The following is a 13389-nucleotide window of genomic DNA, read 5'->3' on the forward strand; positions in this document are numbered from 1 at the left end:
AAGCCACAACCCTATCTCAAATCACGAAACGCGCCACCATGGCATTTAAATCCACGGCCAGGCGCGACAGTTCGTGCGTCGCGGCACTAGTCTGGTTGGCACCGGCGGCGGACTGGGTGGCCAGGTCGCGGATGTTCACCAGGTTGCGGTCAACCTCGCGGGACACTTGGGCCTGTTCTTCGGATGCGCTGGCGATCACCAGGTTGCGTTCGTTGATCAGCTGGATCGACTGAGTGATCTGCTCCAGCGCAACGCCGGCGGCGCGGGCCATTTCCAGGGTGCTTTGGGTGCGTTGATTGCTTTGCTGCATTGAGGAGACCGCTTGGCCGGTGCCGTTCTGGATGCCGGCGACCATTTTTTCGATTTCCTGAGTCGATTGCGCGGTGCGATGGGCCAGCGCCCGGACCTCGTCCGCCACCACCGCAAAACCGCGCCCGGCTTCACCGGCACGGGCGGCTTCGATCGCGGCGTTGAGGGCCAGCAGGTTAGTCTGTTCGGCGATGGCGCGGATCACGTCCAGCACCTTGCCGATGTCGCGTCCCTGAGCGGCCAGGCCTTCGATCATCACCGAGGTGTTTTGCACATCGTGGGTCATGGTCTGGATCGCGCCGACGGTTTCCACCACACGGTCGCGACCTTCGCGGGCAGCCTGAGTCGACTGGTTCGAGGCTTCGGACGTCGACACCGCGTTGCGCGCCACTTCTTCTACGGCTGCGGTCATTTCGTTGACCGCGGTGGCGGCCTGTTCGATTTCGTTGGTCTGCTGTTGCAGACCGCGGGACGCTTCTTGGGTGACCGTGCTGAGTTCTTCAGCGGCGGCACCCAGTTGGGTGGCGGAACCGGCGATCTGTTCGATGGTTTTGCGTAGGCTGGCCTGCATCGCGGACAAGGCTACGAGCAAGCGGGCCGGTTCGTCCTTGCCGTCCACCTCGATGACGTTGGTCAGGTTGCCGCCCGCAATGGTTTGCGCAGCCTGCAGCGCACGGTTCAGTGGTGTGACGATGCTGCGGGTCAGCAGCCAGGCCAGCAGCACGGTCATCAGCGCCGCAATCACCGCCACAACGATGATGCCGGTAATCGCGCTGCGGTACTGCTCGCCCGCTGCGGCCGATGCGGTTTTCGCATCGGAATTATTCAGCGCCACCAGTTTGTTCAGTTGCTCGCCCATCTGGTCCGTACCGTCCTTGATCCGGGTGTTGATCAGCGTGCGCATCTCTTCGAGCTTGTTCTGCCGCGACAGCTCCAGCATCTGGGTCTGGGCTTGCATGTAGCTGTCCAGCGTTGCCGTGAACGTCTTGTACAGTGCGGCCTCTTCCGGGGTGGCCGACAACGCGGCATAACTCGATTGTGCGCTGCGAACCTTGTCGACCAGCACGCCGATACGCGTCTGGGCTTCCTGCAACGCGGTCGGATCACGGTTGACCAACACCCGGAAAGAGAGAATGCGCATGCGCAGGACGTTTTCCGTCAGGTTGCCGAGAAACCCGACGCTGGGCAGCTGCGTGGTTTCCATGTCGATGGACGCTTGGTGGATGCTCGTCATGCGGTTCACGGCAAACACACTCAGCACGATGACGAGCAAGGCAATGAAGGCAAAACCCAGGAAAGCTCGAGGCGCGATATTCAGATTACGCAGTGACATAGGACTGGTCTCGGGTGAGTAAGGCTGCGAGCATCCTTGCCGTGATCACTGAATGGCGGGCGGTAGCGCACGCGCGTTCAGTTTGGCGCCACTGTTGGAATAGGTTTGTGTGGGCCTATTGGCTGTATCGGCTGGGGATGAGGTTTTCTGCGGGGCGTTGAGAAATTTATTTCAAGTTTGGAACCGCCCCTCACCCTAACCCTCTCCCCAGGGGGTAGAGGGGACTGACCGAGGTGTTTGGTCGAGATACTGCGACCTGCAATTGCGAGTCGAACTCAGCTTTTGAAAAGCATGGAGATCGGCCCCCTTTCCCCCTCTCCCCGCTGGGGAGAGGGTTGGGGTGAGGGGTGGCTCTAAAATTCAACGCAAGACTCAAGCCTTACGCAAAGCCACCCGCCAAACCCGCGCCACATCACTCGCCCGCTCCCGCAACAACCGCGGCGCCTCGGCACACGCCTGCTCCAGCGTCATCGGTCCACTGGCCAAGGCAAACGCGGCATCGATGCCATGTTCGTACAGCGCCTGATAACCCTCACCCAGTGTCCCGGCGAGAACGATCACCGGCACGCCGTGCTGCCGAGCAATACGCGCCACACCAAACGGCGTCTTGCCGCGCAGGGTCTGAGCGTCGAAACGACCTTCACCGGTGATCACCAGGTCAGCGCCCTTGACCGCATCGTCCAGGCCAACCAGTTCGGCGACCACTTCGACGCCAGCCTTGAACTGCGCCCCCAAAAACGCCTTGGCAGCAAACCCCAGGCCGCCTGCCGCACCGCTGCCCGGTTCGTCACGCACGTCTTTGTTCAGGACCTGAGCACACCGTTCAGCAAAGTGCCCGAGCGCTCGATCCAGTTGCTCGACTTGCTCGGCCGATGCCCCTTTTTGCGGGCCGAAAATCGCCGAGGCACCGTGAGGGCCGCACAGTGGATTGTTGACGTCGGCGGCGATGTCAAATTGCACCTCGGCCAGACGCGGATCGATTTCACTCAGATCAATGCGGGCAAGCTGTCCAAGCGCCAAACCACCCGGTGCCAGTGTTCGGCCATGTGCGTCCTGTAGCTTCACGCCCAAGGCCTGCATCGCCCCGGCACCACCGTCGTTGGTGGCGCTGCCGCCAATCGCCAGAATGACCCGTTGCGCCCCGGCATCGAGCGCCGCGCGGATCAACTCGCCGGTGCCGAACGTGCTGCTGAAGCACGCATCACGCTTGCCCGGCGGAACCAGTTGCAAGCCACTGGCCTCGGCCATTTCGATGATCGCGGTGTGGCTCTGGGGCAACCAGCCCCAGGCGGCGTCAACCGTTGCGCCGAGCGGCCCGCGGACTTGGGTGCGGCGCAGTTCGCCCTCGCACGCCGCCAGAACCGACTCGACGGTCCCCTCCCCGCCGTCCGCCATCGGGCATTTGACCAGGAGCGCATCGGGCCAAACCTGCGCCAACCCCAGAGCAATGGCATCAGCCACACCCTGGGCACTCAGGCTGTCCTTGAACGAATCGGGGGCGATGACGATTTTCATGCGAATTCTCCAGTTCCAATGCGTTCCATGCTGCCAGCAGGCAAGAACAATAACGCCGGTCCGCTGCACAAGCGGCGCTGGCGATTATTGTTCATTTCCACAAAACAGACATTGTGGTGCCTGCTCGCGAAGGCGTCATTGCAGTCGCCACATCTCTACTCAGTTTGCGGAAGCAGTTGCACACCAAGGTACAAAGCAAGCATCCCGTCCAGCCTCAACGGATCAACACCACTAAGCTCGGCAATCCGCTCCATCCGATAACGCAGGCTATTGCGGTGGATGCCCAGTGCGTCGGCACACGCCTGGCTCTGTCCATCGTGATCGCACCAACAGCGCAAAGTCGCCAGCAGTTGGCCGTTGCCATCCTTGGCGATGACTTTGCGCAGCGGTTTGAGCAACTCGTCCAGCGCGTCGTCGTTGCGGTGCCGCCAGAGCATCACCGGCAACCGATAACGGTTGAGCGTCAGCAAACGGGAGTGCGGCAACACATCTCGCCCATAGGCCAGCAAGTCGCCGACACGTCGATAGCAACGACGTAGCCCGGACAATCCATCCGCCTGCCCGCCTACGGCGATGCGCAGAATGTTCCAGCCGAGGCCGTCGAGTTTTTCCAGCAGCCGGTCATTCTCGATCGCCTGCGCCGCCGGTCGACACCACAGCAGCGAGGACTTGGCCGAACTCACGCACCAACTGTCCGGGTAGCGCGAAGTCAACCAGGCGCTGAGTGCCTCGACGGTTTGCCCCGGGCCGTGCTCCATCCCTAATTCGAACAGGTACGGCACCCGCGTCATCTGCGGCTTGAGCCCAAGCTGTTGCGCTTCGTCGATCAGCCGCGGCGAATCCCCGGTCTCACTGAGCAGCAACGCCAGCAGATCGTCGCAACGCTGGCGCCGCCATTGCTGTTCAGCCTGCTGATTGCGCTGGCCGACCAGCATCTCGGCGGTCATCCGCACCAGTTCGGCGTAGGTGCGCAATTGCTCGGGCTCACCGGTGATGCCCAGCACGCCAATCAAGCGCTGATCGAGCAACAGCGGCAAGTTGATGCCCGGTTGCACGCCCTTGAGATGGATCGCGGTCTGCGCGTCGATCTCCACCACCCGACCGTTGGCCAGCACCAGTTGCGCGCCTTCATGCCGGGTGTTGACCCGCTCCGGCTCGCCGCTGCCAAGAATCAGGCCCTGGCTGTCCATGACGTTGACGTTGTACGGCAGGATGGCCATCGCCCGGTCGACGATGTCCTGGGCCAGGTCGTGATCGAGTTCGAACATAACGGGGATCCTTGAAAGCGTGATGGGACGGATTGTTCACCCGCACAGGCCTTGGTTGCAAACCCTGTGCTCAGGCACAAAGACAATGACCCAAGCGGTGGCCGAGACTCACCGGGCGGTCAACGTTACCCTTGCATCGCAAAAAATCATAATAAAGAGAGAGCCCGCCATGTCACAGAGCGCCGCCGCTACCCAGGCCATCGTTGACGAAAAAAACGCCGTCTACAAACGCATTACCCTGCGTTTGATTCCCTTCATCTTCATCTGCTACCTGTTCAACTACCTCGATCGGGTGAACGTTGGATTTGCCAAGCTGCAGATGCTCGACGCACTGAAATTCAGCGAAACCGTGTACGGCCTCGGGGCCGGGATCTTCTTTATCGGCTACGTGCTGTGCGGCGTACCGAGCAACCTGGCCCTGACCAAATTCGGCCCGCGCCGCTGGATCGCGCTGATGATGATCGTCTGGGGCTCGCTCTCGACCTGCTTGCTGTTCGTCACCACACCGACCGAGTTCTACACCCTGCGCCTGTTCACCGGCGCGGCCGAAGCCGGGTTCTTCCCGGGCGTGGTGCTTTACCTTTCGCAGTGGTTCCCGACCTTCCGCCGAGGCCGCATCATGGCGTTGTTCATGTCGGCGATCCCGGTGTCCGGCCTGCTCGGCAGCCCGTTTTCCGGCTGGATTCTCAATCACTTTGGTGCAGGCCAAGCGGGTTTGGCGGGCTGGCAGTGGATGTTCCTGCTGCAAGGCATTCCGACCGTGATCCTCGGCGCCCTCGCCTACTTCCTGCTCAGCGACAGTTACGCCAACGCCAAATGGCTCACGCCGTTCGAGCGCTCGGTGCTGGAAGCCGATCACGCCGAAGACCTGGCCAATAAACCGAAAACTTCCACTGACTCGCTGCTGGCGGTGTTCAAGAACCCGGCGATCTGGGCGTTTGGTCTGATCTACTTCTGCATCCAGAGCGGCGTCTACGCGATCAACTTCTGGCTGCCGTCGATCATCAAGAACCTGGGCTTCAGCGATAACCTGGTGATCGGCTGGCTCAGTGCGATTCCGTACCTGCTGGCGGCGCTGTTCATGTTGATGGTCGGCCGCTCGGCGGACCTGCGCAAAGAACGCCGCTGGCACTTGGTGGTGCCGATGCTCATGGGTGCGGTCGGTTTGTTGATCGCTGTGAACTTTGCGACTACCCCGGCCATCGCCATCCTTGGCCTGACCATCGCCACCATGGGCGCCCTCACCGGCCTGCCGATGTTCTGGCCGGTGCCGACTGCGCTGCTGAGCGCGGGCGCTGCGGCGGGTGGTCTGGCGTTGATCAACTCCATGGGGCAGATGGCGGGGTTCTTGAGTCCGTATCTGGTGGGTTGGGTCAAGGACAGTACCGGGTCGACTGATGCCGCGCTTTATTTGCTGGCGGGCGTGATTGTTTGCGGGAGTTTGCTGGCACTGCGCATGACTCGGACGTTGCGGGTTTAACGCGTTGACCAATCCCCTGTGGGAGCGAGCTTGCTCCCACAGTTTGGTCCGGGGATGATCGATAATTCCGTTTGCCCCGCCCCACCATTCTGGTATTTGATTGAGCCTTTCTCACCGGTAAAAGGATTTCGTCATGAGCTACCGCACACTGGGTCATTCGGGTTTGCAAGTATCCACCCTGACCCTGGGCACCATGATGTTCGGCGAACAGACCAGCACCGAAGATTCCCTGCGGATCATCGACAAGGCCTGGGACCAGGGCATCAATTTCATCGACACCGCAGACGTTTACACCAACGGCCGCTCCGAAGAGATCGTCGGCGAAGCGATTGCCGGTAACCGCCACGAATGGGTGCTGGCGACCAAGGTCGGTTTCGGCCCGGTGGACGGTGTTCCGAACCGCAGCGGTCTGAGCCGCAAGCACCTGTTCAATGGCATCGACGCCAGTCTGACGCGTTTGGGCACTGACTATCTCGACATCTATTACCTGCACCGCGAAGACCACAACACGCCGCTGGAAGTCACGGTGTCGGCCATCGGCGATTTGATCCGCCAGGGCAAGATTCGCTATTGGGGTTTGTCGAACTACCGTGGCTGGCGCATCGCCGAGGTGATTCGTGTGGCCGATCAACTGGGCGTCGACCGGCCGGTGATCAGTCAGCCGCTGTACAACATCGTCAACCGTCAGGCGGAAACCGAGCAGATCACCGCCGCGCAAAACTATGGCCTGGGCGTGGTGCCTTACAGTCCGCTGGCTCGTGGTGTGCTCAGCGGTAAATACGCGCCGGACGTGAAGCCGGATGCCAACAGCCGCGCCGGCCGCGCAGATAAACGCATTTTGGAAACCGAATGGCGCGTCGAATCCCTGCGCATTGCTCAGCAGATCCAGCAGTACACCCAGGGTCGCGGCGTGGGCATCGTGGAATTCGCCATCGCCTGGGTGCTGAACAACAGCGCCGTCACCTCGGCCATCGTTGGACCGCGTACCGAAGAACAATGGGATGCCTACACTAAGGCTCAAGCGGTGAAGATTACGGCTGAGGATGAGGCGTTTATTGATTCGCTGGTTGTGCCTGGGCATGCGTCGACGCCGGGGTTTAATGATGTGAGCCACTTTGTGTCGGGGCGAAAACCGCGTCTGGCTTGAGATCTTCCCCTCACCCTAGCCCTCTCCCGGAGGGAGAGGGGACTGAATGGGGGATGTTCAGCATATCCTTCGACCTGAAAGTTCCGCATCGAATCCATAATCGAATAGGTCTTTCAGGTCGCAAAATTTCTTGAATCCACTCGGTCAGTCCCCTCTCCCTCCGGGAGAGGGCTAGGGTGAGGGGACGACGGTTTTAAATTCTGCAGGGATGTTGGAAATATTGATCACTCGGCCAATATTCAGCACAAAAACCACGTATCCTGCGCGCCCCGTTTGACCTTCAACCCGCGAGGACAGTTTGTCTAAAGGTATCGCTCTATCGGTTTCAGCCTCGGTGCTGTTTGCCGTCATGTATTACTACACCTCGCTGCTCACGCCTTTGAGCGGCGTAGAAATCTTCGGCTGGCGGATGCTGCTGACCCTGCCATGCATGACCGTGTTCATGGTGATCTCCGGTGAATGGAAACGCGTGGTCGCCCTTTTTCGGCGGCTGGTTGGCCAACCAAAACTGCTCGCCGGCCTGATCGTTTCCGCGACGCTGCTTGGCCTGCAACTCTGGCTATTCATGTGGGCACCGCTCAACGGCTATAGCCTCGACGTGTCCCTCGGCTACTTCCTGTTGCCGCTGTCCATGGTGCTGACCGGACGGTTCGCCTATGGCGAGCGATTGTCTTATCTGCAAAAGGTGGCCGTGTTTTTTGCTTCCCTCGGCGTGCTCAACGAGCTGTATCAGGTCGGCGGTTTTTCCTGGGCGACCTTGCTGGTCGTCATCGGTTATCCGCTCTACTTCATCCTGCGCAAACGACTGGCGACCGACAACCTCGGCGGTTTGTGGATGGACATGGCCTTGATGATTCCGGTGGCGTTCTGGTTCGTTCAGGGCGGTGAACAGGGTTTCGCCGTGTTCGATCAACACCCGTGGCTGTCGCTGTTGATCCCGTTGCTCGGCGTCATCAGCGCATCGGCGCTGGTGGTTTACATCATCGCCAGCCGGCTGTTGCCGTTCAGCCTGTTCGGATTGTTGAGTTACGTCGAGCCGGTGCTGTTGCTCGGCGTCGCGTTGCTGCTGGGGGAAACCATCAAGCCCGGCGAATGGTTGACCTACATCCCGATTTGGTTGGCTGTTGTGGTGTTGGTGTTCGAAGGGTTCAAACATCTGGTCCGGCATCGACGGAAATCGATGTAGGACCGGCACGAAAAAGCCCGGCCAGCATTGCTGCTGACCGGGCTTTTTTTTACATCTGAAACGGCTTAGTCGGTGGAGAGCACGCCACGACGAACCTGGTCGCGTTCGATGGATTCGAACAACGCCTTGAAGTTGCCTTCGCCGAAACCATCGTCGCCTTTACGCTGGATGAACTCGAAGAACACCGGGCCCATCAGGGTTTCCGAGAAGATCTGCAGCAGCAGACGCTTATCGCCTGACTCGGACGAACCGTCCAGCAGAATGCCGCGCGATTGCAGTTGATCAACCGGCTCACCGTGGTTCGGCAAACGGCCTTCGAGCATTTCGTAGTAGGTTTCCGGCGGCGCGGTCATGAAGCGCATGCCGATGCTTTTCAGGTGATCCCAGGTCTTGATCAGGTCATCGGTCAGGAAGGCAACGTGTTGAATGCCCTCGCCGTTGAACTGCATCAGGAACTCTTCGATCTGCCCGGCGCCCTTGGACGATTCTTCGTTCAGCGGGATTTTGATCATGCCGTCCGGGGCGGTCATCGCCTTGGAGGTCAGACCGGTGTATTCGCCCTTGATGTCGAAGTAGCGGATCTCGCGGAAGTTGAACAGCTTCTCGTAGAAGTTGGCCCAGTAGGCCATGCGACCGCGATACACGTTGTGGGTCAGGTGGTCGATGATCTTCAGGCCGGCCCCGACCGGGTTGCGGTCAACGCCTTCGATGAACACGAAGTCGATGTCGTAGATCGAGCTGCCTTCGCCGAAACGGTCGATCAGGTACAGCGGCGCGCCGCCGATGCCTTTGATCGCTGGCAGGTTCAGTTCCATCGGGCCGGTTTCGATATGAATCGGCTGAGCGCCCAGTTCCTGAGCCCGGGCAAACGCCTGCTGGGCATTCTTGACGCGGAACGCCATGCCGCACACCGACGGACCGTGCTCGGCCGCGAAGTACGACGCGACGCTGTGAGGTTCGTTGTTGAGGATCAGGTTGATCTGGCCCTGACGATACAGGTGCACGTCTTTGGAACGGTGGGTCGCAACCTTGGTGAAGCCCATGATCTCGAAGATCGGCTCCAGGGTGTTCGGGGTTGGCGATGCGAATTCGATGAATTCAAAGCCCATCAGGCCCATTGGGTTTTCGTATAAATCTGCCATGGTTGGCGCCTCATCATTTTCTTGTCAATTAACGGATCGTTAGTTGCTAGCAATGCTGAGACCGGCGGGTGGCGCGCAGGAGATGCCCCGCACGCTGCGGGCGAGGAAGTCACCGTAGATCAATTGAAACCCAAAACTCTTCATTGTCGACCCAAGGCTATTGCGGGCGAGGCTTCTGCTGCCAGAAGACGATTATTCTTATATGCGTAACCCGATTCTACACAGCGTAAATCGGTTTGTCCGCCTTCTGTATCAAATCCCCTTTTTCCCTGCTCGCGCAAGGGGTTTGTTGCACAGGAAAATCCCCGCGAGGATCAGCCCTCCTCCCAGGCACATCGCCAGGGTCAACTGCTCGCCTAACAACAGCGCCCCGAGGATCACCGCGGTCAGCGGGTTCAGGGCAATGAACACGCCTGAACGCGTCGCGCCGATTTTGCGAATGCCGTCGTAATAGCCGATATAGGCCAGCGCCGAACCCAGTACGCCCAGGTACATCAGGCTCAACCATTGCGTTGGTCCGAGGCTGGCGAGTGCAGTAACACTCAACTCACCGCGAACAGCGCTGGTCACCCACAGCATCAGCGTGCCCAACAGAATCGAGTACGTCACCGTTTGCACCGGCCCCAGGGTTTGATTCAAATCTTTGGAGAACAGCGAATAAACGCCCCAGCCAAGCACGCAGCCGAAGATCAACAGATCGCCGATCCAGGCATCGGGATTGCTGGCCAATAGTTGAGGATTACGGCTGACGATCACCAGGCTCGCCCCGGTAATGCAGATCGCGATTCCGAAAACTTTTGCTCGGCTCAAGCGCTCCTTGGACAACAGCCATGACGCCAGCCCGATCACGGCCGGGTTCAACGCCACGATCAATGACGCCCGTGAGGCATTGATGTAGTGCAGCCCATAAAAGAAGCACAGGTTGTAGAAAAAGATCCCGAAAAACCCCAACAGTGCCAATTGCAGCCATTGCCTGGGGCTGGGCCGTGCGAGAGGCACGCGAGCCAGGAGCAGAAACACCAGTAACGCCGCGCTGGCCAACAAGAATCGCAGGCTGGCGGCAAACAAGGGGCTGAGGCTGTCGGCCAGAAACCGCCCGGCGACAAAGGTGCCGCCCCAGATCATGGTGACGGCAGCCAGTTTCAGATAAACCGGCACATCCGAAGGGTTGGACAGGCTCTGCTCATAGGTCGTCATAGGTTTCCAGAACGAGAAATCGGGGGAGATGACGTATCATTTGACTAATACCTTCTCATCGTAAAATGAGTAAACACTCATGACCCTTACCCAACTCGAGATATTTTCTCTGGTCGCCGAGCTTCAAGGTTTTACGGCGGCAGCCAATCGCTTGGGGATTTCCCAATCCGCGGTCTCTCACGCCCTCAAGTCGCTGGAACAGGAATTGGGCATCGAGCTGCTGCGACGGCATCAGTCCCGGGTCGAACTCAGCGACATCGGCCAACAGCTTTTGCTGCGCGCCCGGGCGATGCTGGGCCTGGCCAACACCTTGCGCCAGGAAGCGGCCGATGCACGCGGAATGAAACGCGGCACGTTGCGCATCGGCTCGTTCGGCCCGACCTCATCGATCAAATTGCTGCCGCGGATCCTGCAGCACTACCGCGTGGCCCACCCGGGCATCGAGGTCCACATTGACGAAGGCCCGGACCGGCAGGTGATCCAGTGGCTGGAGGAGCGGCGTATCGATATCGGCTTCGTGGTGTTGCCCGAGGAGCGGTTCGACACCTTTGCGCTGATAGAAGACCAAATGGTCGCGCTGCTGCCCGTCGATCATCCGCTGGCCCGTCGCGACAACCTGGCCCTGAGCGATTTGTGCAACGACCCGTTTGTGTTGACTGAGGCCGGCTCGTCGGAACTGGTGTCGCGGCTGTTCAGTGCCGCGCGGCTGACACCGAACATCCGTTATCGCTGCTCACAGCTACTGAGCACGCTGGACACCGTTGGCCGAGGCGATGCGCTGACGGTCGTCGCCGAAAGCTCATTGCCCGACGACCGCGACAGTCGCTACGTGAAAAAACCACTGTCTCCACCGGTCGCCCGTCAGGTCGGTATGGCAGTGCTCGATCAGCGCCAGTCATCACCCGCGACGCTGGCTTTTATCAAATTGGCCGAGGGCCTGAACTACCGCTAAGCGGCACACTTACCGAGGGCCAACTATCATGGCCTCTACCCCAACTCTTTTTGGAAGGCGTCCCGTCCTGCCAGCATTTGAGAGCCCAACTTCATCGTTACAGGTTTCGCAAATGCCACTGAACGTCAAAACCCGCCGCAAACGCGCCACCAGGATGGCTGTCACGCTACTGAGCGGATTACTCCCGGTGTTGTTGGGGTTCGCCATTCTTTATATGCAAGCTGAACGTACGCTCAAGCAAAGTACTGAACAGACGGCCGAAGAAGCCATTCGCCAGTTCGAATTGATGCTCGACAACACCGCCCAAGCCGCTCAGGAACTGCTGCCGCTGGCCGGCCAAAACTGCAACGACATCAAACTGGCATTGCGCGAACAGGTCACCCGCCGGCCGTTCGTGCGCTCGACCAATCTGGTGTGGGACAACACCCTTTACTGCAGCTCTTTGTTCGGTGACGTTCAGGAAAAGATCGTTTCCGGCGACTACAGCAAAGGCGCGTTGTTGCTGATGAAAGGCAACCCGGTCACGCCGGATACCGCATTGCTTGTGTATCGACTCAGCAAAGAAAAACAGGGCGCGATGAGCGCCCTGGACGGGTATCACCTGAGCAACGTACTGCGGCTGATCGGCCGCAAGACATTGCTGCTATTGCAAGTCGGCCCCCATTGGTTGTCCGCCGATGGCAAATTCCATGAGGGTGCCCTGCCTGCCTTTGCGGTGGCGCAAACCAAATTGGCGTCCTCGCGTTACGCCTTTTCGGTGGCGGCCGGATTTCCTGAAGGCGAAACCTGGCGCTTCATGAGCAGTGAATATCCACCGCTGTTCAGCTTGCTGATCTTCTTCGGTGTGATTTCCGGCTTGATCGGGCACTTTGTGCAAAAACGCTCGTCATCGCCGAGCAATGAAATACGGCGCGCCCTGGAAGCTGCGGAATTCATTCCGTACTTTCAACCTGTGGTGCATGGCGACAACAAGAAGTGGTCCGGCGCCGAGGTGCTGATGCGCTGGAATCATCCCAAGGAAGGTCTGGTGCGCCCGGAGCTGTTTATTCCGTTTGCCGAACACTCCGGGTTGATTGTGCCGATGACCCGCTCGTTGATGCAGCAGACGGCCGAATTGTTGGCGCCTGTTTCATCCTCTTTCGATGGCGCTTTTCACATAGGCATCAACATTACCGCCAGCCACTGCAAGGACCTGGAACTGGTCGAGGATTGCCGCCAATTCCTCGCGGCCTTCGAACCGGGTGCCGTCAGCCTGGTGCTGGAACTCACCGAGCGCGAACTCATCGAACCCACGACCATCACCCACCAACTGTTCGAGCAGCTTCATGCGCTGGGCGTGATGATCGCGATCGATGACTTCGGCACCGGTCACTCAAGCCTCGGTTACCTGCGTCAGTTCAATGTGGACTTTCTGAAAATCGACCAGAGTTTTGTCGCCATGATCGGCGTTGACGCCCTCTCACGGCATATCCTGGACACCATCATCGAACTCTCGGCCAAGCTCGATCTGGGTATCGTCGCCGAAGGCGTGGAAACCACTGAGCAAAGTGATTATCTGACCGCCCACGGTGTGAACTTCTTGCAAGGTTATCTGTTCGGTCGGCCGATGCCCGGCGCGGACTTCATTAACGCATTAAGTCACCATTAACTAGCGGCGCTAAGCGACGAGACAAGGAGATCGCGCACCAATTTTAATCAAAAGACTACTGTTGTTACATGAAGAAAAAGACAGGATTTACTCTTGGCCAATTAACTACTACAATTTTTCATGCCTGCGCTAGATTGGCAGGTGAGCCATTATCACCGAGTCGCTTCAAGGCTCTTGGCTTATAGCTTTGTTTGCGGTTGGTATCAGCCAAA

Annotated in this window: 10 protein-coding genes; 5 read left to right on the top strand and 5 right to left on the bottom strand. The window is 59.3% G+C overall.

Annotation, left to right across the window (positions count from 1 at the left end; genetic code table 11):
- Nucleotides 1–16 precede the first annotated feature (16 nt).
- The 3 genes from ACA056_RS15240 to ACA056_RS15250 all read right to left on the bottom strand — a co-directional run bounded on the left by ACA056_RS15240 (nt 17) and on the right by ACA056_RS15250 (nt 4425).
- Entirely contained in the window at nt 17–1642 is a 1626-nt protein-coding gene (locus tag ACA056_RS15240) for a methyl-accepting chemotaxis protein (RefSeq protein ID WP_497265772.1), read from the bottom strand.
- A gap of 372 nt (nt 1643–2014) precedes the next feature.
- On the bottom strand, nt 2015–3157 hold the full coding sequence (locus ACA056_RS15245; protein WP_497265774.1) for a glycerate kinase: 1143 nt from the start codon (nt 3155–3157) through the stop codon (nt 2015–2017).
- A 155-nt stretch (nt 3158–3312) separates the two neighbouring features.
- Nucleotides 3313–4425, bottom strand: a complete 1113-nt coding sequence (locus tag ACA056_RS15250; protein ID WP_497265775.1) for a sugar diacid recognition domain-containing protein — start codon at nt 4423–4425, stop codon at nt 3313–3315.
- A 169-nt stretch (nt 4426–4594) separates the two neighbouring features.
- On the opposite strand from ACA056_RS15250, the gene ACA056_RS15255 reads away from it, so the two are divergent.
- The 3 genes from ACA056_RS15255 (at nt 4595) to rarD (ending at nt 8238) form a co-directional block, all read left to right on the top strand.
- Nucleotides 4595–5905 (top strand): MFS transporter, encoded by a 1311-nt coding sequence (locus ACA056_RS15255; protein WP_046047218.1) that lies wholly within the window; start codon nt 4595–4597, stop codon nt 5903–5905.
- Between the two features lie 133 nt (nt 5906–6038).
- Nucleotides 6039–7052 (top strand): aldo/keto reductase, encoded by a 1014-nt coding sequence (locus ACA056_RS15260; RefSeq protein WP_111450105.1) that lies wholly within the window; start codon nt 6039–6041, stop codon nt 7050–7052.
- A gap of 298 nt (nt 7053–7350) precedes the next feature.
- Nucleotides 7351–8238: an EamA family transporter RarD gene (rarD, locus tag ACA056_RS15265; protein WP_497265777.1), complete on the top strand. Its 888-nt coding sequence runs from the start codon at nt 7351–7353 to the stop codon at nt 8236–8238.
- Nucleotides 8239–8303: 65 nt separating this feature from the next.
- On the opposite strand, the gene hppD is transcribed toward rarD, so the two are convergent.
- Together hppD and ACA056_RS15275 are read right to left on the bottom strand one after the other, a co-directional pair.
- Nucleotides 8304–9380, bottom strand: a complete 1077-nt coding sequence (gene hppD, locus ACA056_RS15270; RefSeq protein WP_046047435.1) for a 4-hydroxyphenylpyruvate dioxygenase — start codon at nt 9378–9380, stop codon at nt 8304–8306.
- Nucleotides 9381–9632: 252 nt separating this feature from the next.
- Nucleotides 9633–10577, bottom strand: a complete 945-nt coding sequence (locus tag ACA056_RS15275; protein ID WP_497265779.1) for a DMT family transporter — start codon at nt 10575–10577, stop codon at nt 9633–9635.
- Nucleotides 10578–10656: 79 nt separating this feature from the next.
- On the opposite strand from ACA056_RS15275, the gene ACA056_RS15280 reads away from it, so the two are divergent.
- Both ACA056_RS15280 and ACA056_RS15285 read left to right on the top strand, forming a co-directional pair.
- The gene (locus tag ACA056_RS15280; protein WP_497265781.1) at nt 10657–11529 is read left to right on the top strand and encodes a LysR family transcriptional regulator; all 873 of its coding nucleotides are present in this window, start codon (nt 10657–10659) and stop codon (nt 11527–11529) included.
- Nucleotides 11530–11641: 112 nt separating this feature from the next.
- Nucleotides 11642–13177, top strand: a complete 1536-nt coding sequence (locus ACA056_RS15285; protein ID WP_497265783.1) for an EAL domain-containing protein — start codon at nt 11642–11644, stop codon at nt 13175–13177.
- Nucleotides 13178–13389 lie beyond the last annotated feature (212 nt).

It is taken from the genome of Pseudomonas sp. LBUM1666 (genome assembly GCF_059695775.1).